The sequence below is a fragment of the Cypionkella sp. genome, assembly GCF_028290025.1.
Taxonomy (GTDB): Bacteria; Pseudomonadota; Alphaproteobacteria; order Rhodobacterales; family Rhodobacteraceae; genus Cypionkella.
The window spans coordinates 73,944-96,346 of record NZ_JAQGKQ010000081.1 but is presented as its reverse complement, the minus strand read 5'-3'; the positions used below and the strand labels follow the sequence as shown (position 1 = coordinate 96,346).

The 22,403-nt window shown below is 59.6% G+C and carries 22 protein-coding genes; 11 read left to right on the top strand and 11 right to left on the bottom strand.

Features of this window, described 5'->3' with window-relative positions:
• Positions 1-580 (bottom strand): LysR substrate-binding domain-containing protein (locus JWS10_RS13475; RefSeq protein WP_299508201.1); only part of this gene is annotated, 580 nt, incomplete at its 3' end.
• Positions 581-668: 88 nt separating this feature from the next.
• On the opposite strand from JWS10_RS13475, the gene metF reads away from it, so the two are divergent.
• From metF to JWS10_RS13455, 4 genes are all read left to right on the top strand, one after another.
• Positions 669-1,547 carry a methylenetetrahydrofolate reductase [NAD(P)H] gene (gene metF / locus JWS10_RS13470; protein WP_299508199.1) on the top strand — a complete coding sequence of 293 codons (879 nt, stop codon included), beginning with the start codon at positions 669-671 and terminating at the stop codon, positions 1,545-1,547.
• A gap of 137 nt (positions 1,548-1,684) precedes the next feature.
• Positions 1,685-2,122, top strand: coding sequence for a type II 3-dehydroquinate dehydratase (gene aroQ / locus JWS10_RS13465; protein WP_299474041.1), 438 nt, complete (start codon positions 1,685-1,687; stop codon positions 2,120-2,122).
• Between the two features lie 38 nt (positions 2,123-2,160).
• Positions 2,161-3,231: an AMP-binding protein gene (locus JWS10_RS13460; RefSeq protein ID WP_299508197.1), complete on the top strand. Its 1,071-nt coding sequence runs from the start codon at positions 2,161-2,163 to the stop codon at positions 3,229-3,231.
• A complete protein-coding gene (locus JWS10_RS13455; protein ID WP_366943544.1) occupies positions 3,168-4,313 on the top strand; it encodes a thiolase family protein in 1,146 nt (381 codons plus the stop codon). Before JWS10_RS13460 ends, JWS10_RS13455 begins: the two co-directional genes overlap by 64 nt.
• Before the next feature lie 236 nt (positions 4,314-4,549).
• On the opposite strand, the gene JWS10_RS13450 is transcribed toward JWS10_RS13455, so the two are convergent.
• The 3 genes from JWS10_RS13450 to JWS10_RS13440 form a co-directional block, all read right to left on the bottom strand.
• Positions 4,550-5,296 carry a hypothetical protein gene (locus JWS10_RS13450; RefSeq protein ID WP_299508195.1) on the bottom strand — a complete coding sequence of 249 codons (747 nt, stop codon included), beginning with the start codon at positions 5,294-5,296 and terminating at the stop codon, positions 4,550-4,552.
• 228 nt (positions 5,297-5,524) lie between these two features.
• Positions 5,525-6,448: a hypothetical protein gene (locus JWS10_RS13445; protein WP_299508193.1), complete on the bottom strand. Its 924-nt coding sequence runs from the start codon at positions 6,446-6,448 to the stop codon at positions 5,525-5,527.
• A complete protein-coding gene (locus JWS10_RS13440) occupies positions 6,445-6,615 on the bottom strand; it encodes a hypothetical protein (RefSeq protein WP_299508191.1) in 171 nt (56 codons plus the stop codon). Before JWS10_RS13440 ends, JWS10_RS13445 begins: the two co-directional genes overlap by 4 nt.
• Positions 6,616-6,723: 108 nt before the next feature.
• Between JWS10_RS13440 and JWS10_RS13435 the strand changes: the two genes are divergently transcribed.
• The gene (locus tag JWS10_RS13435; protein ID WP_366943543.1) at positions 6,724-7,629 is read left to right on the top strand and encodes a LysR family transcriptional regulator; all 906 of its coding nucleotides are present in this window, start codon (positions 6,724-6,726) and stop codon (positions 7,627-7,629) included.
• Here the strand turns inward: JWS10_RS13435 and JWS10_RS13430 are convergent.
• The 3 genes from JWS10_RS13430 to JWS10_RS13420 form a co-directional block, all read right to left on the bottom strand.
• Positions 7,626-8,168, bottom strand: coding sequence for a biotin transporter BioY (locus JWS10_RS13430; RefSeq protein ID WP_299508189.1), 543 nt, complete (start codon positions 8,166-8,168; stop codon positions 7,626-7,628). The two genes, JWS10_RS13435 and JWS10_RS13430, sit on opposite strands and share 4 nt — an antisense overlap.
• Before the next feature lie 109 nt (positions 8,169-8,277).
• Positions 8,278-8,871 carry an energy-coupling factor transporter transmembrane component T gene (locus tag JWS10_RS13425; protein ID WP_299508187.1) on the bottom strand — a complete coding sequence of 198 codons (594 nt, stop codon included), beginning with the start codon at positions 8,869-8,871 and terminating at the stop codon, positions 8,278-8,280.
• 234 nt (positions 8,872-9,105) lie between these two features.
• Positions 9,106-9,831: an ABC transporter ATP-binding protein gene (locus JWS10_RS13420; protein ID WP_299508185.1), complete on the bottom strand. Its 726-nt coding sequence runs from the start codon at positions 9,829-9,831 to the stop codon at positions 9,106-9,108.
• A gap of 416 nt (positions 9,832-10,247) precedes the next feature.
• Here JWS10_RS13420 and JWS10_RS13415 point away from each other — a divergent pair, with 416 nt between their 5' ends.
• Positions 10,248-10,913 carry a SatD family protein gene (locus JWS10_RS13415; RefSeq protein WP_299508183.1) on the top strand — a complete coding sequence of 222 codons (666 nt, stop codon included), beginning with the start codon at positions 10,248-10,250 and terminating at the stop codon, positions 10,911-10,913.
• Complete coding sequence (locus tag JWS10_RS13410) at positions 10,913-11,323, top strand: hypothetical protein (RefSeq protein ID WP_299474064.1); 411 nt, start codon at positions 10,913-10,915, stop codon at positions 11,321-11,323. Before JWS10_RS13415 ends, JWS10_RS13410 begins: the two co-directional genes overlap by 1 nt.
• Before the next feature lie 89 nt (positions 11,324-11,412).
• On the opposite strand, the gene JWS10_RS13405 is transcribed toward JWS10_RS13410, so the two are convergent.
• Positions 11,413-12,690 carry a 4-aminobutyrate--2-oxoglutarate transaminase gene (locus JWS10_RS13405; protein WP_299508181.1) on the bottom strand — a complete coding sequence of 426 codons (1,278 nt, stop codon included), beginning with the start codon at positions 12,688-12,690 and terminating at the stop codon, positions 11,413-11,415.
• 239 nt (positions 12,691-12,929) lie between these two features.
• Between JWS10_RS13405 and dprA the strand changes: the two genes are divergently transcribed.
• On the top strand, positions 12,930-14,093 hold the full coding sequence (gene dprA, locus JWS10_RS13400; protein WP_299508179.1) for a DNA-processing protein DprA: 1,164 nt from the start codon (positions 12,930-12,932) through the stop codon (positions 14,091-14,093).
• Between the two features lie 409 nt (positions 14,094-14,502).
• Positions 14,503-17,295: a type I DNA topoisomerase gene (topA, locus tag JWS10_RS13395; RefSeq protein ID WP_299508177.1), complete on the top strand. Its 2,793-nt coding sequence runs from the start codon at positions 14,503-14,505 to the stop codon at positions 17,293-17,295.
• Between the two features lie 89 nt (positions 17,296-17,384).
• On the opposite strand, the gene choV is transcribed toward topA, so the two are convergent.
• The 3 genes from choV to choX all read right to left on the bottom strand — a co-directional run bounded on the left by choV (position 17,385) and on the right by choX (position 20,266).
• Positions 17,385-18,407, bottom strand: coding sequence for a choline ABC transporter ATP-binding protein (choV, locus tag JWS10_RS13390; protein ID WP_299508175.1), 1,023 nt, complete (start codon positions 18,405-18,407; stop codon positions 17,385-17,387).
• Between the two features lie 3 nt (positions 18,408-18,410).
• Positions 18,411-19,241: a choline ABC transporter permease subunit gene (choW, locus tag JWS10_RS13385; protein ID WP_299508173.1), complete on the bottom strand. Its 831-nt coding sequence runs from the start codon at positions 19,239-19,241 to the stop codon at positions 18,411-18,413.
• 89 nt (positions 19,242-19,330) lie between these two features.
• Entirely contained in the window at positions 19,331-20,266 is a 936-nt protein-coding gene (gene choX / locus JWS10_RS13380; RefSeq protein WP_299508171.1) for a choline ABC transporter substrate-binding protein, read from the bottom strand.
• Positions 20,267-20,352: 86 nt separating this feature from the next.
• Between choX and betI the strand changes: the two genes are divergently transcribed.
• A complete protein-coding gene (betI, locus tag JWS10_RS13375) occupies positions 20,353-20,967 on the top strand; it encodes a transcriptional regulator BetI (RefSeq protein ID WP_299508169.1) in 615 nt (204 codons plus the stop codon).
• Positions 20,933-22,384, top strand: coding sequence for a betaine-aldehyde dehydrogenase (gene betB, locus JWS10_RS13370; protein WP_299508167.1), 1,452 nt, complete (start codon positions 20,933-20,935; stop codon positions 22,382-22,384). The genes betI and betB overlap by 35 nt, the downstream gene beginning before the upstream one ends.
• The last annotated feature ends 19 nt before the right edge of the window (positions 22,385-22,403 follow it).

Sequence of the window (22,403 nt, the reverse complement as noted above, 5' to 3'; positions counted from 1 at the left end):
TCAGGGTTTGGTCACGGAAATCTTCGGCCTCAATCACTGCCTTTTCCGCCAGCGGATTTTGCGATGAGGCGATAAACATCGGGTGATAATCGAACAGCGGATTAAAGGTGATCCCCGGCAAAGGCTCGGGGTTTGACGAAATGACCAGATCAACCTCCTCACGCAGCAGGGCGGGGAAGCTGTCAAACGCCAAGCCCGCGCGGATATCAACATCGACTTCCGGCCAAGCGTGGCGAAACAGTTCCAGCACCGGGAAAAGCCAATCAAAACAAGCGTGGCATTGGATGGCGATGTGCAGACGGCCGGTTTTGCCAGCTTGTAGCGCGCGAAATTCTTCCTCCAACGCGGTGATTTCCGGCAGGATACGCTCGGCTGCCCGGAGCATACGGATGCCTGCCGACGACAGGGTCATCGGTTTGGAACGGCGCACAAACAGCTCCATCCCCACCTGCGCCTCTAGCCCCGCGACCTGATGTGACAGCGCAGATTGCGTCATGTTCATCAGGTCAGCCGCGCGGGCCAGACCACCAGCCTGATGAATTGCGCGGATGGTGCGCAGATGGCGAAGCTCCAGATACATGCGCGATACTCATGTTTATGGTGAAAAATATGAATTGGCCTCAACTTGCCGAAGGTGAGACAAAGAGGCAAGCAAAAGGAGCCTACAGATGTCTGCACCGCGTATCTCGTTCGAATTTTTCCCCCCGCAATCGTTGGATGCCTCATTCAAGTTGTGGGAAACCGTGCAGGTGCTGGCCCCAATGCAACCAGACTTCGTCAGCGTCACTTATGGTGCGGGCGGCACCACCCGCAAATTGACGCATGAGGCGGTCGCCACGATCAAGCGTAATTACGGGTTGAATGTGGCGGCGCATCTGACTTGCGTTGCTGCGACCCGCGCCGAAACCCTCGAAATTGCAGAGGCTTACGCTGAGGTAGGTGTGACCGAGATTGTCGCCTTGCGCGGCGATGCCCCCAAAGGTGCGGATCGGTTTACGCCGCATCCCGATGGTTTCACCTCGTCGGTAGAACTGGTCGAAGCCTTGGCGAAAACCGGAAAGTTCAAGATCCGGGTTGGCGCTTACCCCGAGCCACACCCAAGTGCTGCTGACAAGCTTGCCGATGTGACGTGGCTTAAGCGCAAGATTGATGCCGGGGCCAGCAGTGCCATCACACAGTTTTTCTTTGAGGCTGATACGTTCTTTAGGTTCCGTGATGCCTGCGCAAAAGCCGGGATCGACGCGCCGATCATTCCGGGGATTTTGCCCATTCAGTCATGGGAGGGCACCAAGAAATTCGCCGCGCGCTGTGGCACCAGCGTGCCGCAACGGCTGGACGAAGGTTTTGCGATGGCCAAGCGCGATGGGCGCGAAGATTTGCTGGCGCTTACGCAATGCACAACGTTGTGCAGCCGTCTGATTGAGGATGGCGTGCAGGATCTGCACTTTTATACCCTCAACCGTCCGGAACTTACGCGCGAAGTGGTGCGTGCCTTGGGTATCGCGCCCGAGCTTTCGCCGCAAATTGCACTCGAAAAGGTCGCTTAAACGTTAACGTCTCCCTGACGGTAGGTCTGCGGACCGGCGACCCCCTCGCGCGCCTCCCCCCACGGGAGGCGCGTTTTTTCTGTGCGGCGGCGAGGCAGATACGATAAAGCTTGGAAAATATCGCAAGGATGCCTGCAATGAAGCCGATTTTCGTTATCAATGGTCCCAACTTGAACATGCTGGGCCTGCGTCAGCCTGAAGTTTACGGGCAAGAAACTCTGGCCGATGTGGTCGCGGCGCTGAATGGTTTGGCGCTTGAATTGGGGCTGACGCTGGAAGCTATGCAATCCAACCACGAGGGTCAGTTGGTGGATTGGATTCAAAGCGCGCGCGGCGTGGCGGCAGGGATTATCATCAATCCAGGAGCTTATTCGCACACCTCGGTGGCGATATTGGATGCGCTAAAGGTGTTTGAGGGGGTGGTGTTAGAGGTGCACATCTCAAACATTCATCAGCGCGAGGCGTTTCGGCACCATTCCTACGTGTCGGGGCGGGCGGATGGGGTGATCGCCGGGTTTGGCACCGAGGGCTATTTGCTCGCGTTGCGGCGGATGGCATCGGTTCTGAAGCGATAGGGCGTAGGGGCGCGCCGCGCGGGGATAATTAGGGACAGATGAAATTGTTCAGGTGGCATCCTGAGGCTAAGGTTGTGGGCGATGACCGGAGTTTGCGTCATGCTCTGGCTGTGCCGGGGCGGGCGTTTCGGATTGGCGGGGTGGGGCCGCAGCCGGTGGGTCATGGTGTGTTTGAGACGCTGACCTCGGGGTCATCCGGTGCGCCTCGGCGGATTTTGCGCAGTATGGAGTCGTGGATTGCCAGCTTTGCGGTCAACGCCGGACTGTTTGGCATCGGGCCGGGTGTTCGCGTCGCGGTGCTGGGCGATCTGGTGCATTCGCTGGCGTTGTATGGCGCGTTGGAGGCGCTGCATCTGGGTGCCACCGTGCAACTTTTGGGCGGAATGCGGCCGGATCGACAGGTTTTGGCGCTGGCGGGAGCGGCGGTGACTTACGCGACACCTGCGCAACTTAGGCTATTGGTCGAGGCCGGTTGGCAGGCGCAGGGGTTGATTTTGGTCGGCGGTTCGAAGCTGGACGCGAAGCTGCGGACGGCCTTGGCGGGAGCGGATATCCGAGAGTTTTATGGCGCGGCGGAGGCGAGTTTTATCACGCTGGCTGGGCCGGATGCGCCTGAGGATTCGGTGGGTTCGGTTTATCCGGGGGTTGAGGTGGACGTGCGCGCGGGGCAGATTTGGGTGCGCTCACCATATCTGTTTCAAGGCTATGCGGGCGTCGATGCCGGGGGTGCTGTTTGGGATGCGGGCTGGCTGTCGGTGGGGGAAATGGGGCGGCTGGAAGCCGGCTATCTGTATCTGTCGGGTCGGGCGGGGCGGATGGTAACGGTGGCCGATCAAAACGTGTTTCCCGAAGAAATTGAGAGCTTCATCGCAGGGCTGCCGGGGGTGGCACGGGTGGCGGTGCTGCCGCGTCGCGATGCATTGCGGGGCGCGGTGATGGTGGCGGTTTTGCTCGGGGATGCGGCGGCAGAGGTTGCGATTTTGACGGCATGTCGGGTGCGATTGGGATCGTTGGTGGCACCAAAGGCGGCGATCTGGGTGAGGGAATGGCCGCTGCTGGCCTCTGGCAAAACCGATTTGGTGCGATTGGCGCGCGAGGTGGCGGTTTGAGCGTTATTCTCGCCGCGAAGCGGACGGCGGTGGTGCCTCGGGGTGGGGCGTTTGCGAAGCTCGAGATTGAGGATTTGGGCGCGCCCGTGGTGCAGGCGCTCTTGGAGGCGGCGGGGGTTTCGGCCTGGCAGATTGATGAGTTGATCTGCTCGAACGCTTTGGGCGCGGGGGGCAATCCGGCGCGACGGGTGGCCTTGGCGGCTGGGCTGCCCGAGCGTGTGGCGGGGCTATCGGTGGACCGGCAATGCGCGGGGGGGTTGGATGCGATTTTGCTGGCGCGGGCGTTGGTGGATTCGGGTGCTGCCGATGTGGTGATCGCGGGTGGGGTGGAGAGTTACTCGCGCAGGCCGTTGCGGCTTTGGACCGATCCTGATGGCGGGCCGGCGGTGGCCTATGATCAGGCGCGGTTCACGCCTTGGGGCGACCGTGATCCGGCGATGGCGGAGGCGGCGTTTGGTTTGGCGGAAAGGTTGGGGATTTCGCGCCACTCGCAGGATGCTTGGGCGGTGGGTAGTCACGCCAAGGCGCGGGTTTGGCAAGGCGAGATCGTTGAGGTTGCGGGGCAGGGGCGGGATGCGTTTGCGCGGGGTTTGAGTTTGGCGGTGGCTGCGCGGGCGAAGGTGGTTTGCGGGTCAATTACGGCGGCGAATGCTGCGGTGGCGGCGGATGCGGCGGCGTTTGTTTTGGTGGTGTCGGATAAGATTGCTGCGGATTTTCAATTGGGGCGAGGGTTGCGGATACTGGGCGGGGTGACGCTGGGGGGCGATCCGGTGGAGCCGGGGTTGGCTCCGGTTGCGGCGATCCGGGCGGTGCTCGATCGGGCTGGGGTTTCGGTGGACAAGGTCGCGGTCGCGGAGATTATGGAGGCTTATGCGGTGCAGGCGATGGCTTGCGTGGCCGGGGCTGGGTTGGCGGTTGCCCGGATCAATGTGGGGGGTGGGGCGCTGGCGCGCGGGCATCCGATTGGGGCTTCGGGGGCAGTGCTGGCGGTGCGGTTGTTTTATGAATTGAAAGCCGGGATTGGCTTGGCTGCGATTGCGGCCGCTGGGGGGATTGGCACGGCTTTGTTGGTGGAGCGATGAGGCGTGTCCACGGGTGGACAACTTTAGGTCCCAATAGAATCAATGCGTTAGCAAGGGTACATTAGGAAATCGTTAAGGTTTCCGTGCGGAAAGCGCGCTAAGTTGCTGCAACATCTTATGACGTTGACAGTTTGGTTTTGCGGACAATTTCCGGCACTCGTGTTCTTCTATCCTGCCGCGGTCGCCCGCGACTATCATTGGCCGCGCTAAACGCGCGACCAATGGCGCGAATGGATTTACGGAGTGATCCAAGCTGGCTTCACAAATGTTACCGGGTCGATTTCGACCGCTTTGAACATCGGAAAACCGGCTTCGGCGACGGCGGCGGCGCTGACCATATTCAAGCTGTCGCCGAACTTTTGGATGCCAAAATCTTCAATCGTGACATCGGTGTATTCTTTGCAGATCGCTTGATATTTGCTGCGCAATACCGTGCTTTTTGGCGATAGATTTGTGATCATCACCAAACCGGACGGGTTGCAATCGACCACTGTCACCGTCAAATCTGGCCGGTACTTTTTCAGGATCGGGATCAGCTTCCAGACGTCGCCAGTCCAAGCGCCCTTTGGCAGGTTGTCGAGGTCTCGTGTGGTCATTTCCGAGTTATAGGGAATGCAATCATGCAGCATGATCACGCCATCGGCGTCACTGCTGGCTTCGGTGTTCATAAAATCGCGCAGCAAAAATTCGAACAGGTGCATACCATCAATGAAGCTGACGCTCAGCTTGATTTTGTTCAGTGTCAGAAATTTTGAGGCAAAAAAATCGTCGCTGGTGGCCTGAAACACGTGCATAACGGGTTTTACGCCGATGATGTCGCCCTCAACTTGAAAATAGGGGTCCACCGCGATGGTCTTGCCGCGCACTGGTGCGAACGAACGTCCCCGCCGGCAGCCGATTTCCATATACCAGTCGAAAAGCATATCGCGGTGCATCGCTTTGAAAAACTTAGAATATTTCAGCCCCAGAGCTTGATTGAACACGCTTTTCCACCTTTTACTTATGCAACTCATAGCCACAGTGGCATCATTTGATAACGTGAGCAAGGAATGCTGCGCGGCCTGTGTCCTGCGAAACAAAACGGTCTGAGCGCGAGTGCCGATGCGTTTGACCCCGCACTCGGTCTAGATGAAACGCACTTTCGCTGTGGTCAGAGGTGCTTTGTTAGGGGGCGCGGTGGGCCAGCCTGAACCAGCCCTCTGCCGCGTCAATCACCGCCCAAAGCTTTTGCGGAATGGCGAGGGCGGTAATCCGTTGCGTATCGAGCCTGGTCGCAATTCCGCTTCGCGGCCCGAAAGTGCGAGTTCGACCCAATCGGGGTTCATCACCAGCCCTTGACCGAGCGCAACGACCGATAGTCCCAGCGCCAAAGCTTGGCTCGCTTGATCCGGCGTGCACAGGCTGCCTGCGGCGATCACCGGGATGCGGCCAGCGGTATGGGTCACATAGCGGGCAGCGATGGTCGGGCCGTTTGGTTCGTCCATCGGGCAGTCGGTCAGCACATTGCCAAGCGAGGTATGGATATAGTCGATGCCCGCGTCGATCAGGTAATCAAGCAGCGCAAGGCTGTCGGCAATGCGGTAGCCGTTGTCGCCGGGTTCTTCGGCTGAAATGCGGTAGCCGAGCGCGAACGGGCGGTCGGTGTGGCTGGCGATCACGCGCTTGACCTCTGCCACCACAGCAATCGCAAAACGCATACGGTTGTCGGGCGAGCCGCCCCATTGATCTTGGCGTTGATTGGTGGCGGCTGAGAAGAAGTTCTGCATCAGGAAGCCATGCGCGCCGTGCAGTTCGATGCCGTCAAAACCAGCCTCAATGGCGCGGCGAGTGGCTTGGCCGAAGGCTGCGATAATGTCGTGGATTTCAGGCTCGGTCATTGCGCGCGGTGTTTGGGCCGGGAAAAACATCGTGGAAGCGGCAGGGATGGCGCTGGCAGCGATCACATCGCGGTTTGGAATAAGCTCTGGCAAGGCTCTGACGCCTGCATGGAACAGTTGCAGGATCGCAGGCGCGCCGCCACTTTTCGCGGCCGTGGCGAGTTTCCTCAGGCTTTCCACATAGCTGTCGTCGGCGGCGGAGAACTCATCGGTGAACCCCATACCGTTTGGCAAGACATGGGCGCAACCGGTGATCACCAGACCGACGCCGCCGACTCTGCGGCGGTAATGGCGGCTTCGGCATCTGAAATTGTCAGATCGCTGTTGGCGGCCCAAGTGGTCATCGGCGACATCGCAATGCGATTGCGCAGCAGCAGGCCAGCAAAGGTTGTGGCGGAGAACAGGTTTTCGCGGGTGTCTAGCATTGGAACCTCGTGCGGTGATTGGTGTGGTTTGTTGACGCCGATATAGACGCCGGAGGTTTTGCCGATTAGCTGTTGAATATTGGATGCGATTAGAAATGGGGTTTCTGAATGGCTCTGCCGAAAGACAATTTAAGCGATCTGCGGGCATTTATTGCGGTGGCGCGGGCGGGCAGTTTTACCAAGGCGGCGGCGGGGTTGGGGGTGTCACAATCGGCGATAAGCTATACGGTGCGGATGCTGGAGGAGCGTTTGGGATTGCGGCTGTTGTCGCGGACCACGCGCAGCCTTGCACCGACCGAGGCTGGACAGCGTTTGATCGACAAGCTCGGGCCGATGTTTGAGGATATTGAGGCGGAACTGAGCAGTCTGACGGCGCTGCGAGCAACACCCGCTGGCAAGGTGCGGATCAACTCGGTTGAATACGCATCGCAGGCGATTTTGTGGCCGGCTTTGCGGGGGGTTATGGCGGAATATCCTGATATTGATCTTGAAATCATTGATGATTATCGGCTGACCGATATCGTGGCGGCACGGTTCGATGCAGGGGTGCGGCTTGGGCATCAGGTCGATCAGGATATGATCGCGCTGCGGATCGGCCCGGATTCGAGGCAAGCGATTGTAGCGTCACCGGGGTATCTTGCGGTGCACGGCGTGCCTGCGGTGCCGCAGGACTTGTTGGCGCATGACGCGGTGATGCTGCGGTTGCCAAGTTCGGGTGGGCTATATCCGTGGAGTTTTATGAAGGACGGTCAGGAGCTCATTGTGCGGCCAAAGGGGCGCGGGATTTTCAACACGACCGCGATGATGCAACAGGCGGCGTTGGACGGCTTGGGACTTGCATCCTTGCCCGAGGGATTGGTGGCGGGGCTGATCGCAGAGGGGCGTTTGGTGCAGGTATTGCTGGATTGGTCGCCGCTGCGGCCGGGGTTTCATTTGTATTACCCAAGTCGGCGGCAGCCCTCGCCCGCTTTCGCGATTGTGCTGCAGGCGTTGCGGCAGTTTCGCGGGGTTTAGCTGCGCGACAGCAGCGCATCGGGGCGCATTCGGGCGATGGCTTGGGTGATGAAGCCCGCCAGCACGGATTTGATCAGATCACCGATCAGGAAGGGCAGGGCGAGCAGGCTTGCCTCGGCCAAGTTTTTGTCCAAAACATAGGCCATGCCAAGGATGCCGATGGTGTTGAGCAGCACAAGTCCGCCCAAGAATGCGGCGATGATGGCGACAGGCAGGATTGGAGCGCGCCAGTTCTCCACGATCATGCCGGTAACGAAGGCGGCGATCGGGAAGCCTATCACATAGCCTGAGGTGGGCGAGGCCAGCACGCCCAAGCCACCGCGTCCGCCTGACAGCAGCGGCAATCCAGCCAAAGTCAGCGCGAGAAACAGCAGTACGGCGAGAGCGCCACGTTTGGCCCCAAGCACGGTGCCGCACAGCATGATCCCCAAAGATTGCGCGGTGATCGGCACGCCCGAGGCGAGGTCAATCTTCGGTACCAGCCCGAGCACTGCGATCAGTGCTGCGAACAATGCAATATGAGTAAGGTGCTTTTCCACGATAGGCTCTCTGATTAGCTGGCTGATAAAATGAACCGGGTTAGATGTATTTGTGGCGCAGTTAGCCTGTGGCGAGCGGTTTGAGCAACATGAATTTAAAGGGGTTGGGTTAGCCTAGGCCACCGCGCGCGCGCAAAGCTTCGGCGGCGCGGTCGGCATCATCAAGGGCAGCGAGGGTGCTCGGCAGCAAGATGCGCCAACCGGGGCGTTTAGGGGAGCGCGCGCGCCAGCCCTCGGCGATTTGGTCTGCGCGGATCAGCAGTGTGGGGGTGAAGCGGATGGTCAAGGCGATGGCGAGCGCCAAGGTTTTGGGTGGCAGGATGGGTTTGAGGGGGCGGGCGAGGGCTTCGATCACCGCGATCATGTCGGACAGTCGTGTGGTCATGGTGACGAAATTGGCCGCAGCGACGGCGGTGATCATGCGGAGCAGGATCGGCGCTCCGCCGGGATCTTGGGTGATGACGTGCCACAGCGCGACAATGAGGATGAACGGGATCAGCGGGCGGAGCATTTTCAGCGACGCGTGCGCGAATTGCGGGCCGGCCGTGGCGATCAGGGCGGCGAGGGTGAAGGCGGCGAGAGTGAGGCTTACGGGAGATTTCAGCGCGAACAGCACAATGGTAAAGCCGCAAAGCAGCGCCAGTTTCAGCCCAGTGGGCAATCGGTGCGCGTAAGTTTGGATGGGCGAGGTGAGGGCTAGCATCGGGGCGTCCATCGTAGTGGCGCGTGGTGGCGGTGGTCGGGGGTGCGTGCGTCATTGGGCGGCAGGTCGTGCCATTGCACGCGGGTGCTGCGCGGTAAAGCGGGGAAGCTTGAGTTGGCGTATCGTGCCGTTGGGTGGGCGGCGCGAAGGTAAAAGCTGCTTGTCTGCATCGGGCTTCTGCGCGTCACGAGGCGCGGAGTGGCTTGGGCATCTTTGGGCGCTAAGTTAACGCCGTCAGAGGGCGAGGGAGGTGTCGGCATCGCGCTCTCCTAGCTGCGCCATCTCGGCGGTGAAGGCTTGCAGCGTCGCGGCGGCGGGGCCGTCGGCGCGAATTTTGCCTTGGTCGAGCCAAAGCAGACGGTCGCAATCGGCGACGGCAGCGGGATCATGGCTGATGGTGATCAGGCGTTGCGGCAGGGCGGCGAGGCGGCGGTGCAGGCGGATTTGGGTGGGCAAGTCGAGGCCCGCGAAGGGCTCGTCCAGCAGGATCGTCGCAGGCTGCATCAGCAGGATCGACAGCAGGCAAAGATAGTGGCGCTGGCCTTGGGATAGGGTGTGGGTGGGGGCGTGGGCCCAGTGGGCGCGGGATTCCTGGTGCAGCAGTTGGGTGACGGCTTGGTCGGCTTGCGTCTGGGTTCGGCCTTGCTGGCGCAGGCCGAAGGCGAGTTCTTCGGCCACGGTGGGGAACAGGATTTGGTGGTCGGGATTTTGGAACAGGATGCCGAGGCGGGGCAGGACGGCTTTGCGGTCGGTGGGGTCGAGGCCGTCGATTTGTACGGTTCCGGTGGTGGGCGCGATCAGGCCGGCGATCAGGCGCAGCAGGGTGGTTTTGCCCGAGCCATTGCGGCCGATGATGCCGATGCGAGGCTCGGTCAGAGCGAGGTTGAGGTTCGACAGGATCGGTTTGCCGCCGAGGGTGACGGAGGCGTTCTTAAGGGTGATGCCTTGGGTGGTGGTCATGGATGGGTGCCCCTGTTGGTTTGGGGTGATAGCGCGGCGAGCGGTAGGGGGGAAGGGGGCGGAGTTGTCCGCGCGTGAACAGCGCGGTCTGCCCAGATCAGTTCATTGCTCCCGAATGCCTTGGTGCCAAACGTTCGCTGTAAGGCTTATGGAACATTATGGACCCTGTATCGGGTCAAAAGCTCCAGTGACCCATTTTTGGTTACAGCTGCATCACGAACGCTCTGAACTATAGAGGCGCAGTATTTCGCGACGGCGCCGCATTTCTTGGTGGTGCTGGGCGGCCACTCAGTCGGGCGGGAAAGTGCTTGTGCGCTCGAATGCCTGCAAAATGCAGCAGCAAGCGACGTCATTGACCCTCACATGGGTCAAAATTTTTATTGACCCATAAATGGTTACAAGTGTAGGATGGGCCCATGCAGGGTTCAAAGCCACAGTATTTCGCGGTTGTGATGGGCGACTTGGTCCATAGCGAAAAGTTCCTTGCGCCAACGGAATTGCATGAACATTTCAATGAAGCCGTCGATGCGCAAAACCGGGCACATGCTGACGTGCTGAAATCGCCGCTTACGATCACACTTGGTGATGAGTTTCAGGGTCTTGCGGGGTCGCTCGCCCAAGCCTTGCCCATTGTGCGCGATTTGCGGCTACAATTGATGAGCCACGCCATTGAGTGCCGGTTTGTGATTGGGCTGGTCGAGTTGAAGACCGAAGTTAACCATGAAAAAGCGTGGAATATGATGGGGCCGGGGCTTGCGCGGGCTCGGTTGAAACTTAACGAAAAGAAAGCCAGCACGCTTTATCGTTTCACGGTGGATGAAACCTCTGTCACCGAAACATTGCTGGATGCCTTGGGTGCAGGTCTTACCGCGATTGAGCGCCGTTGGACCAGCCAACAACGTGATGACATTGCGGCCCTAATTGGTGGCGTAACTCCGGCAGAGCTCGCCAAGCGTCGCAACGTTTCGGTTCACAGTATATATAAAGTGCGGGCTTCGGGCGATATGGAGGCTTATCTGATGCAATGGCACGCCATTGCTGAGGCGCTTGCCGCCATCGACACACAAAAAGGGCTTGCGTGATGCAAATTCTCCATGCCGCGATCTATACGATTGTTGCGATTGTTTTGCTTACGGGCGCAGGCAACTGGGCCTGTCGGGCGTTATTCCGGTTCGCTGGGTTAAAAGATGACAGCGCCGTTGCCCCTAAAACAATCCGTCCCGCGGGCTGGATTATCGGCTGGTTGGAGCGGCTGATCCTTGCCATCGGGATTTTAACCCATAGCTGGGAAGTGTTGCTTGCGGTGATTGCGCTTAAAACTGTTGCGCGCTTCAAAGAGTTGGACGACCAACAGTTTGCCGAATACTTTTTGGTCGGATCGCTGTTTAGCGTTCTCTGGGCCGTGTTGATAACCAGCCTGTGGCTATTCTACGATAACCATTTCGGGGTCGATCTGCGCGACTGGGTTTCGATGATGATTGATGCCGGATAAGGTGCGATAAAAATTCCGAAAATTGCACAAAGAAAAACCGGAGCGTTAACGCTCCGGTCAGCAATTGGCGGATACATCTCGGATCAGAGTTACGCGGCCCGAGCAGCCGCTACGGCTTCTTCCAGAATATCCATCGCTTCGGCGAAATGTGCGTCCGGGATGGTGATGGGGGCCAGGAAGCGGACGACGTTGCCGTAAACGCCACAGGTGAGCAGGATCAGGCCGCGGTTTTGCGCCTCAACCCGGACGCGGGTGGTGAAGGCGGCGTCGGGTTCGTGGTTGGCGGGATTGGCGAATTCAACGGCGACCATAAAGCCGGGGCCGCGGATGTCGGTGATCTCTGGCGTGACAGAGCGGATGGCCTCGAGGCGCTGTTTCAAACGGCCGCCGAGTTCGTTGGCACGCGCGCAAAGTTGTTCTTCCTCAATCACGTCCAGTACGGCGTTGGCGGCGGCGATGCCCAAGGGATTGCCGCCGTAAGTGCCGCCCAAACCGCCGGGGTGGGCGGCGTCCATCAGGCTGGCTTTGCCGGTCAGCGCCGCGAGCGGTAGGCCGCCCGCAAGACCCTTGGCCATGGTGGTGATATCGGCGGCGACACCGGATTGCTCCATCGCGAACATGGTGCCGGTGCGGGCAAAGCCGGTTTGCACTTCATCGGCGATCATCACGATGCCGTGGTCGTCGCACAGCTTGCGGATGGCACGCAGCAGGTCTTTTGGCGCGGGGTAGAAGCCGCCCTCACCCTGCACGGGTTCAAAGATGATCGCGGCGACGCGAGTGGGGTCAAGATCGGCTTTGAACAGCTTGGTGATGCCCGCCATCGCATCCTCGGTGGTGATGCCGTGGATCTCTTGCGGGAAGGGCACATGATAAACGTCTGGCATCATCGCGCCGAAGCCCTTTTTGTAGGGATCAACCTTGCCGGTGAGGCTCATGCCGAGCAGGGTGCGGCCGTGGAAAGCACCGCCGAAAGCGATAATGGCGTTGCGACCAGTCGCAATGCGGGCGACTTTCACCGAATTTTCAACGGCTTCTGCACCGGTGGTGACAAACACCGTTTTCTTCGGGAAATCACCGGGAACAAGCGCGTTCAGACGCTCGGCCAAGCGGACATAGTTTTCATAGGGCAGAACTTGGTGGCAGGTATGGGTGAATTTCGACAGCTGTTCGGTGACGGCCGCCATGACTTTCGGGTGGCAATGGCCGGTATTCACCACGGCGATACCAGCCGCGAAGTCGATATAGCGATTGCCCTCAATATCCCACACTTCCGAATTCAGCGCGCGATCGACGTAAATCTGCGTCTGCACGCCAATCCCACGAGAGATCGACTCGTCACGGCGGCGGGCAACTTCGGCGTTTTTCATGGCATTTCCTTTGCGGTGATCGCGTGAGGTGGCGACTTTGTTGCGGTGCATTTGATCAAAGATTTCAGGCTGGGGCAATCGGCCAGAGATAGGTTTCGATAGGTCCAGATGTGCGGTGGGGTCAGTCCAGTCTTGGGTGGGGGTGCTTGCGGTAGGATATCGGTTTCGCCGCAGTATGATTCACCAGTTGTTAACCCTCTGCGATGCAGACTGCGAATCGTGAGTGATGCGGGACGCAGATGGCAAGAGGTGTAACCAAAGTTTCCAAGCCAAACCCCGCAACTTTGGATGCGGACCCGTTGGCATGGCTGCGGCTTATACGCTCGCGTCGGGTTGGGCCGGTGACGTTTCATCGCCTAGTGGCGGATCATGGCGGCGTAGAGGGCGCTTTGGCGGCACTGCCGGGAATTGCGCAAGCGGCGGGGGTGCAGCACTATAGTATTTGTCCGCTGGAGGTGGTGCGCGCCGAGATGGCGCAGGCGCGGCTGGCCGGGGCGCAGATGTTGCTGTGGGGGCAGGCGGGTTATCCGCAAGCACTCATGGATTTGCCCGATGCGCCGCCTATTTTGTGGGCGCAGGGTGATATTGGTCTTTTAGCGCGGCCGATGGTGGCGCTGGTAGGCGCGCGGAATGCGTCAAGTCTGGGGTTGCGGATGACCCGGCGGCTGGTCGAAGGGCTGGCGCAGGCGGGGCAGGTGGTAGTCTCGGGCCTCGCGCGCGGCATTGACGCCGAAGCGCATCAGGCGGCGTTGGAGAGTGGCACGGTGGCGGTGCAGGCGGGCGGCGTCGATGTGATCTATCCGGTCGAGAATACCGAACTCGCGGTGGCGATTGCGGCGCGCGGTTGCCGGGTTTCCGAACAACCCATGGGGTTGGTGCCACAGGCGCGGCATTTCCCGCAAAGAAATCGCATCGTGTCGGGCCTTGCGCGCGCCGTGGTGGTGGTCGAAGCGGCGGCGCGTTCTGGCAGCCTGATCACGGCGAAAAACGCTTTAGATCAAGGGCGTGAGGTTTTGGCGGTGCCGGGACACCCGTTTGATGCGCGTGCTGCGGGCTGCAATATATTGCTGCGCGATGGCGCAGTGCTGGTGCGCTCGGCGCAAGATGTGCTGGAAGCTATTGGAGTGCAGGGGCATTTCGTGGCGCAGGTGGCGTTGCCGGTGGAGGCTGTTGAAGTGCCGGAACCCTTGCCCGGTCCAGTGCCGCAACGGCGCGCTTTGACGGATATTTCGGCGGTGCACAGCCAGATTTTGGCGCGTTTGGGGCCAAGCCCGCTAGCCGAAGATCAGTTGATCCGGGATCTGGCGCTGCCACCAGGGACGCTGTCTCCGGCGCTGATCTCACTGGAGTTGGAGGGGCGGATTTTGCGGCAATCGGGCGGATTGCTAAGCCTCGTAGTGTGAAGGCTCAGTTAAATTGAAGCCGCCATTATTGAAGCCTCAACATAAGAGAAGATGAAGCCTCACTATAAGAGAAGGTCGCTGAAAGCTTTCTATGGTCGCTCAGAGGGCATTGTCGGGACGCTGGGCTTTACCAGCGGAGTTTTGTTAGGCGCGCTTTACCAATTTCCCGTTTTGACTTTGCGCAGCCCTGCCGATTTCACACCGTCAAATGTCCAGATCGCGGCGGCCTGATGCAGGAAGTCGAAGCCTTTTTGCGTCATGCCGGGATGCCTCTGGCGGTAGCATGTGGACCATTGTGAAACCCTGAAGGCCCGGCAGGCGACGCCATCCCGATAGCCCCGGTTGACATCTGCGCGCAAACCCCCACATGGTGCCAAGCCGCTTTCACGCCTGTTTTCAAGGGAATTTCATGCCCGTCGTTGTAGTAGAATCGCCTGCTAAGGCCAAGACAATCAACAAATATCTTGGCTCGGACTATGTGGTTCTGGCCTCTTACGGCCATGTACGCGATCTGCCCGCCAAGGACGGTTCTGTCGATACCGCCAACGGATTCGACATGCTGTGGGAGGTAGCGCCGGATAGCAAAAAGCACATTCGCGCGATTGTTGAGGCGCTGAAAACTGACGACACGCTGATCCTCGCGACCGACCCTGACCGTGAGGGGGAGGCGATTTCGTGGCACCTGCAAGAGGCTTTGGCGAGCACGATTAAGAAGGGCAAAAAGGTGTCTCGCGTCACCTTTAACGCCATCACCAAAGAGGCTGTGACCGAAGCGATGAAGCATCCGCGTCAGGTCGATCAGCCGTTGGTTGATGCGTATTTGGCGCGCCGCGCTTTGGATTATCTGGTCGGCTTTACGCTGTCGCCGGTGCTGTGGCGCAAGCTTCCGGGCTCGCGTTCGGCAGGGCGGGTGCAATCGGTATGCCTGCGTTTGATTGTTGAACGCGAGATGGAAGTTGAAGCCTTCCGGGCGCGCGAATTCTGGTCGGTATCGGCCGTCCTGAACACTCCGAGGGCACAGGAATTTGAGGCTCGGTTGACGGTTCTCGGCGGCCGCAAGTTGGATAAATTCGACATTCCTACTGTTGAAGCTGCGGAATTGGCGGTGCAAGCTGTCACTTCTCGAACATTGAGCGTTCTTTCGGTCGAGGCGAAGCCCGCCAGCCGTAACCCCTATCCACCGTTCATGACCTCGACCCTGCAACAAGAGGCCAGCCGCAAATATGGCATGGGCGCGAAAGCCTGTATGTCGGCGGCGCAGCGGCTGTATGAGGCGGGCCACATTACCTATATGCGGACCGACGGCATCGACATGGCGCCGGAAGCGGTGACGGCGGCGCGCGCGGAAATTGGTAAACGCTTTGGGCCGGCCTATGTGCCAGACGCGCCGCGGATTTATAAAAACAAGGCGAAAAACGCGCAAGAAGCGCATGAATGTATCCGGCCGACCGATCTGGGCGTCGCCCCGGCAGAGTTGCGTTTGTCCGAGCGTGATCAGCAAAATGTGTATGAGTTGATCTGGAAACGCACGATTGCAAGCCAGATGGCGGGCGCTCGGATGGAGCGGACGGTGGTTGAGATCGGCAGCGCGGATGGGCAAGTTGGTCTGCGCGCTAATGGCCAAGTGGTTCTGTTTGATGGCTTTTTGAAGGTTTACGAAGAAGGCCGCGACGAGGACGTTGAGGACGAGGGCCGTCTGCCGCAGATCATGCAAGGCGAGGCCGCTGTTCCTAAAAAGGGTGGCTTCGAGGCTGCGTTCAAAAAGCAGGCCGATGCTGCGGGCAAGGATGACTTCGATCTGATCGAGGCGAAATCGGCGCTTCGTCGCGTGCCGTCGGCGGTGATCAGCCCGGATGGCGCGATTCTCGCCAGCCAAAGCCACACCCAGCCACCGCCGCGCTACACCGAAGCGACCTTGGTGAAGCGGATGGAGGAGCTTGGGATCGGTCGGCCCTCGACTTATGCGAGCGTGCTGACCACGATTGTTGACCGCGAATACGTCCGCAAGGATAAGAACCGGCTGTTCCCCGAGGATAAGGGGCGGCTGGTGACGGCGTTTCTGACCAACTTTTTCCGCCGCTATGTCGAGTATGATTTCACCGCCGATCTTGAGTCGCAGCTGGATGATGTCTCGGCTGGCGAGCGCGATTACAAGGAAGTTCTAGCGCGGTTCTGGCGCGATTTTTCGGCAGCGATTGCCGAGACAGCAGATCTGCGCATCGGCGAAGTGCTGGATAAGATTGATGATTTTCTCAGCCCGCACTTGTATCCGCTGCGTGAAGATGGCTCTGATCCGCGCATCTGTACCACCTGCGGCACCGGGCGCTTGCACCTGAAAACCTCGCGGTCGGGTGGGGCGTTTATTGGTTGCGGCAATTACCCTGAATGCCGCTATACCCGTCCGATCTCGGGCGAAGAAGGCGGCTCGGTCGATGGTCGGGTGCTGGGGCTGGACGCGGATGGCGTGGAAATCAGCCTGCGCGCGGGGCGGTTTGGCCCCTATGTGCAGAAGGGCGAGGCGACTGAGGAGGCTCCAAAACCGCCGCGCGCAAGTCTGCCCAAAGGCTGGGAATCCGCAAGTCTGACACTGGAACGGGCGATTGAACTGCTGTCGTTGCCGCGCCAAATCGGGCCGCACCCGGAAGACGGCGTGATGGTGGAATCGGCGATTGGGCGGTTTGGGCCTTATGTCAAACACGGTCCGGTTTACGCCAATATCCCGGACGTTGAGGAAGTCTTTACCATCGGGATGAACCGCGCGGTTGAGGTTTTGGCTTTGAAAGCGGCGGGTCGGCGTGGGGCGGCGGTGGCGGAACCGTTGCGGGCGTTGGGCGAGCATCCTGGTGGCGGGCCGGTGCAGGTTATGCCGGGCAAGTATGGGCCATATGTGAAGTGGGCGAAGGTCAATGCGACCTTGCCGAAAGAATTGACACCAGAGGCGGTGACGCTGGAGGAAGCCCTTGCTTTGATTGCAGAAAAAGCGGGTAAGTCGGGTAAAAAGCCACCAGCGCGCAAGGCTGCGAAAGCGCCGGCCAAGCCTGCTGCTGCGAAAAAGCCTCCGGTGAAGAAGGCCGTGGTGAAGAAGGATGCGGTGAAGAAGGATGCGGCGAAGGCTCCGGCGAAAGCGGCGGCTGTGAAGAAGCCTGTCGTCAAGAAAACGGCAGCGAAAGCCGCCGTTTCTGAGGATGTGTTGGACGACTAATCAGCGGTTTGTTTTTATCCCTGAGTCGGAATTCGCCCGAAGGCTTGGGCGAATTCTGATCGCTTAGTAATGATGGAAAACGAACCGCTTTAGGCGCGCGGGTTGATGAGTTTTGCCATCAACCCGGCGGCGCGGATTACGCCAATATGGGCGCCGTTTTCGGTAACATTCAGTTCCGGCTCGTCATTGCACAGACGCGTCATCACGGTTTTGACTGGCATTTCGCAATCAACCGAAGCGCCGGCACAACTGCCGGCTTGCATCACATCGCGCGCGGTCAGAACTGCCAGCGGGTTCATATGTGCAACGAAATCAGCCACATAGTCGCTGACCGGGTTGGCGATGATCTCGCGCGCGGTGCCGATTTGCACGATGCGACCGCCCTCCATCAGCGCGATGCGGTTGCCGAGTTTGAAGGCTTCGTCGAGATCGTGCGACACGAAAATGATCGTGCGTTTAAGCTTGGCTTGCAGATCAAGCAGCTCGTCTTGCAGGCGCGCGCGGATCAGCGGGTCGAGTGCCGAGAAGGGTTCGTCCATCAGCAGGATCGGGGCTTCGGTAGCGAAGGCGCGGGCGAGGCCGACGCGTTGCTGCATACCGCCAGAAAGCTCGCCAACTTTACGCTCGGCCCATTGCGACAGGTTGACGAGGGCGAGCTGTTGATCGACCTTGGCGCTGCGCTGCTCGACGGATTGTCCTGCAAGTTCAAGACCTAAGCCTACGTTATCGCGCACGGTGCGCCAGGGCAGCAGGCCAAATTGCTGGAACACCATGGCGATTTTTGATAGGCGCAAGCCGCGCAGGGACTCGCCTTTGGCTTTGGTCACGGACACCATTTTCGCGCCGTCCCACACCCGGACCTCACCGCGCACGACGGGGTTCAGGGCATTGACGCCGCGCAGCAGGGTGGATTTTCCCGAACCGGAAAGCCCCATCAGGACAAGAATTTCGCCTTCTGCCACGGTCAGCGAGCAATCATGCACGCCGAGGATTTGCCCGGTTTTGGTTTGGATATCGCTGCGCGACATGCCTTGATCCATCAAGGGCAAAGCGCGGTCGGGGTGATCGCCGAAAACGATGGAGACGCGATCAAATTCTACTGCATTTACCATGGTTTACACCTTGCGCTGGAAGGTGGCGCGCAAAGCGATGGCGACCACGACAATAACAAAACCGGACTCAAAACCTTTGGCGGCGTTAACCGAAGCCAAGGCGCGCATCACTGGCACGCCGAGACCGTTCGCGCCGACCATCGAGGCGATCACGACCATCGACAGGGAAAGCATGATGGTTTGATTGAGGCCGACCATGATTTGCGGCAGCGCCCATGGCAATTCGACCTTCAGCAGCCGTTGGCTTGGGGTGGCTCCGAATGCGGTGGCCGCTTCCAGTAGCGCCGTCGGGGTTGAAGCGACGCCGAGTTGCGTGAGCCGGATCGGCGCGGGCAGCACAAAAATCACCGTGGCAATCAGGCCGGGTACCATGCCGATACCGAAGAAAATGATCGCGGGGATCAAGTAAACAAAGGTTGGCAGGGTCTGCATCAGGTCCATAATGGGTGACAATGCGGCGTTTAATTTGGTATTGTGCGCGCAGGCGATGCCGATCGGCACGCCAATCGCCATGCAGACGGCGCAGGACGACAGGATCAACGTCAGGCTTTCAGTGGTTTCTTTCCAGTAACCTTGGTTAACGACGAAGATAAACCCGAGGGCCACACCGACGCAGATCTTCCAGTTGCGCTGCAGAATCCATGCTAGGGCTACAAAAATTGCTATGATTACCAGAGGGTTGGGCGCTTGCAATAGCCATAAGAAGCCGTTGATCAAACCCTCCAGCACGTCGGCGATGATGTTAAACAACGCGCTGAGATTTGTTTTCATCCAGACGAAAATCGTGTTCGCCCATGCTCCGATCGGTATTTTGTAACCCGTCAACCAGTCCATTCAATGTCCCCGCAGTTGGTGGAAAAGCCCTTTGCGGGCGCTTGTTTTGGATAGCAAAAGGCCCCGGACAGTGCCGGGGCCTTGGTCACTTATTGCAGCGCCGCCGTCACGGCCGCACTAGCATCGCCACCGTCTTTGGTGGTGACGCCGTCCAGCCAAGGGCCAATCACATCGGGGTGGGCTGCGAGCCAGGTTTTAGCGGCCTCACGCGGGTCGGTGCCGTCGTTCAGGATCGCACCCATGATTTCGTTTTCCATCTCTAAAGTGAAGGAAAGATTAGATAAAAGTTTACCGACGTTCGGGCATTCGGCAACATAACCAGCGCGGGTGTTGGTCGCAACGGTAGCACCGCCAAGGTTTCGGCCGAAGAAATCATCGCCGCCAGTCAGGTAGGTCATCTTGAAATTAGCGTTCATCGGGTGGGGTTCCCAGCCGAGGAAGATCACCGCTTTGCCTTCGTTATCGGCGCGCTCTACTTGCGCCAACATGCCTTGCTCGGAGGATTCGACCAGTTCGACATTCGCGGCTTTCAGGCCGAACGCGTCTTTATCCAGCATGTCGAGGATCAGCTTGTTGCCGTCGTTACCAGCTTCAATGCCATAGATTTTGCCGTCAAGATCAGCGGCATGGGCGGCGATATCTTTGAAATCTTTGATGCCGAGTTCAGCGCCTTTGGCGTTGGTCGCAAGGGTATATTTCGCGCCTTCAAGGTTGGTGCGCACGGTATCGACGGTTTTGGCATCGCGGTAAGGCGCGATGTTGCTTTCCATCGTGGGCATCCAATTGCCAAGGAACACATCGACGTCACCCGAAGCAAGACCCTCGTAAGTCACTGGAACCGAGAGAACTTTGGTTTCGGTTTCATAGCCCAAGGCTTCCAAAACCAAGCTGGTCGCGGCCGTGGTGGCGGTGATATCGGTCCAGCCGACATCCGAGAAGGTGACTTTGTCGCAGCCAGCCGCGAAGGCGGACCCGGCGAAAGCGAAGGTGACGGCGGACGCGAGCAGCGTCGATTTGAGGGTCATGTTGGGCTCCCTGTTTTTGTTGATTGACGAGTCAATAAACTTCAAGCTAGCTGCCCTTGGCAAGCATTATTATCAAGGGCCGCAACATGCCGAAGCTTGGAATGGAGCCTATCCGAAAGGCGGCGCTCGTCAAAGCCACGATTGTCGAAATCGGGCGGGTGGGGTCGTTGGACGTGACGGTCAGTCAGATCGCCAAACGGGCGGGGATGTCCTCGGCGCTGGCACATCATTATTTTGGCTCGAAAGAGGAGATGTTTCTGGCGGCGATGCGGCACATTCTGACGCTGTATGGTGCGGAAGTGCGCGGGGCTTTGGCGCTGGCGGATGGGCCCGAAAGCCGGCTGCGGTCAGTGTTGGCGGCATCGTTCAGTGCGACTAATTTCCGGCGTGAGGCGGTGGGGGCCTGGCTGAATTTTTGGGTTTTAGCGCAAACTGCACCCGAGGCGAGGCGACTGTTGAAGGTGTATCAGCGGCGGTTACGGTCGAACCTTTTGGCAGGCTTACGGCCGTTGGCGGGGGATCGGGCCGAAGCTTTGGCGGATGGTCTTGGCGCGCTGATCGACGGGCTATACTTGCGTGAAGTGTTGAAATCAGGGCCGCCAGATCGCGCGGCGGCGATTGCTACAGCGTTGAATTATTTGAACTCTCAGTTGGAAGGGGCCGCCCATGCTGGCGCAGCCGAGGGCCAGTCATTTCGTTGACGGCCGTTATATGGAAGACAAAGCCGGGGCGGTTATTGAGGTGATTTACCCCGCAACGGGTGCGGTGATCGCTGTGCTGCACGAAGCGACGGCGGCGGTGATGGAGGCTGCTTTGGCATCGGCGGCGCGGGCGCAAGCGGCTTGGGCTGCGATGCGGCCAGTGGAGCGCGCGCGGATATTGCGCAAGGCGGCGGATTTGATCCGGGAGCGTAACCCGGAACTGGCGCGGCTAGAGACTTTGGACACCGGCAAGCCCATTCAGGAAACGCTGGTCGCCGATTGGCCATCGGGTGCGGATGCGCTGGAATATTTCGCGGGGATTGCTCCGACGGTCGGCGGGGAGACGATCCCGCTGGGCCGCGATTTTGCCTACACGATCCGCGAGGCTTTGGGGGTTTGCGTTGGCATTGGGGCGTGGAATTACCCGAGCCAGATCGCCTGCTGGAAATCGGCACCTGCCTTGGCTTTGGGCAATGCGATGGTTTTTAAGCCGTCAGAAGTAACGCCTTTGGGCGCGCTGAAGCTGGCGGAGATCTATATTGAGGCCGGATTGCCTGCGGGCCTGTTCAATGTAGTGCAGGGGCGCGGCGCGGTTGGCTCGGCTTTAGTTTCGGACCGCCGCGTGGCGAAAGTGTCGCTGACGGGATCGGTGGCGACCGGGCAGAAGGTTTATGCGTTGGCTGCGGCTGGCGTGCGGCATGTGACGATGGAATTGGGCGGGAAATCCCCGATTCTCGTGTTCGATGATGCGAGCCTTGAGGATGCGGTCGGGGCGGCGATGTTGGGGAATTTCTACTCGGCTGGGCAGGTGTGCAGCAACGGCACGCGGGTGTTTGTGCAGAAGGGCATCAAGGCCAGGTTCTTGCAGCGTCTGGCGGAACGCACGGCGGCGATCCGGTTGGGCGATCCGCTGGATGAGGCGACGCAGATGGGGCCGCTGGTCTCTGCCGCGCAGTTGGCGAAGGTGTTGGGTTATATTGAGACCGCTAAGGCCGAGGGCGCGACGCTGATTTGTGGAGGCGGGCAGGCCGGGGCCGATGGCGCGTTTGTTTTGCCAACCGTGTTCGCGGATGTAACCGATGCGATGACGATTGCGCAGGAGGAAGTGTTCGGCCCGGTGATGGCGGTGCTGGATTTCGACAGCGAAGACGAGGCGGTCGCGCGGGCGAATGCGACGGAATTCGGCCTCGCGGCGGGGGTGTTTACCGCCGATATCACGCGGGCGCATCGGGTGATCGGCGCGTTGCAGGCGGGTACCTGTTGGATCAACGCCTATAATCTGACGCCAGTTGAGATGCCGTTTGGTGGTTCAAAGCTGTCGGGCGTGGGACGTGAAAACGGCCGCGCGGCGGTGGAGCATTATAGCCAGGTGAAAAGCATTTACGTTGGCATGGGGCCGGTGGACTCGCCTTATTAGCCTGACCCGGCCTCGCCGC

Excerpts from the sequence above, each read along its gene's own strand:
- betI (WP_299508169.1), top strand. The coding sequence starts at position 20,353 with ATGCCGAAGCTTGGAATGGAGCCTATCCGAAAGGCGGCGCTCGTCAAA.
- JWS10_RS13455 (WP_366943544.1), top strand. The coding sequence starts at position 3,168 with ATGGCCGCTGCTGGCCTCTGGCAAAACCGATTTGGTGCGATTGGCGCG.
- aroQ (WP_299474041.1), top strand. The coding sequence starts at position 1,685 with ATGAAGCCGATTTTCGTTATCAATGGTCCCAACTTGAACATGCTGGGC.
- JWS10_RS13405 (WP_299508181.1), bottom strand. The coding sequence starts at position 12,690 with ATGAAAAACGCCGAAGTTGCCCGCCGCCGTGACGAGTCGATCTCTCGT.
- dprA (WP_299508179.1), top strand. The coding sequence starts at position 12,930 with ATGGCAAGAGGTGTAACCAAAGTTTCCAAGCCAAACCCCGCAACTTTG.
- JWS10_RS13410 (WP_299474064.1), top strand. The coding sequence starts at position 10,913 with ATGCAAATTCTCCATGCCGCGATCTATACGATTGTTGCGATTGTTTTG.
- JWS10_RS13435 (WP_366943543.1), top strand. The coding sequence starts at position 6,724 with ATGGCTCTGCCGAAAGACAATTTAAGCGATCTGCGGGCATTTATTGCG.
- choV (WP_299508175.1), bottom strand. The coding sequence starts at position 18,407 with ATGGTAAATGCAGTAGAATTTGATCGCGTCTCCATCGTTTTCGGCGAT.
- JWS10_RS13425 (WP_299508187.1), bottom strand. The coding sequence starts at position 8,871 with ATGCTAGCCCTCACCTCGCCCATCCAAACTTACGCGCACCGATTGCCC.
- betB (WP_299508167.1), top strand. The coding sequence starts at position 20,933 with ATGCTGGCGCAGCCGAGGGCCAGTCATTTCGTTGACGGCCGTTATATG.
- JWS10_RS13420 (WP_299508185.1), bottom strand. The coding sequence starts at position 9,831 with ATGACCACCACCCAAGGCATCACCCTTAAGAACGCCTCCGTCACCCTC.
- choX (WP_299508171.1), bottom strand. The coding sequence starts at position 20,266 with ATGACCCTCAAATCGACGCTGCTCGCGTCCGCCGTCACCTTCGCTTTC.
- choW (WP_299508173.1), bottom strand. The coding sequence starts at position 19,241 with ATGGACTGGTTGACGGGTTACAAAATACCGATCGGAGCATGGGCGAAC.
- topA (WP_299508177.1), top strand. The coding sequence starts at position 14,503 with ATGCCCGTCGTTGTAGTAGAATCGCCTGCTAAGGCCAAGACAATCAAC.
- metF (WP_299508199.1), top strand. The coding sequence starts at position 669 with ATGTCTGCACCGCGTATCTCGTTCGAATTTTTCCCCCCGCAATCGTTG.
- JWS10_RS13440 (WP_299508191.1), bottom strand. The coding sequence starts at position 6,615 with ATGCTAGACACCCGCGAAAACCTGTTCTCCGCCACAACCTTTGCTGGC.
- JWS10_RS13415 (WP_299508183.1), top strand. The coding sequence starts at position 10,248 with ATGCAGGGTTCAAAGCCACAGTATTTCGCGGTTGTGATGGGCGACTTG.
- JWS10_RS13460 (WP_299508197.1), top strand. The coding sequence starts at position 2,161 with ATGAAATTGTTCAGGTGGCATCCTGAGGCTAAGGTTGTGGGCGATGAC.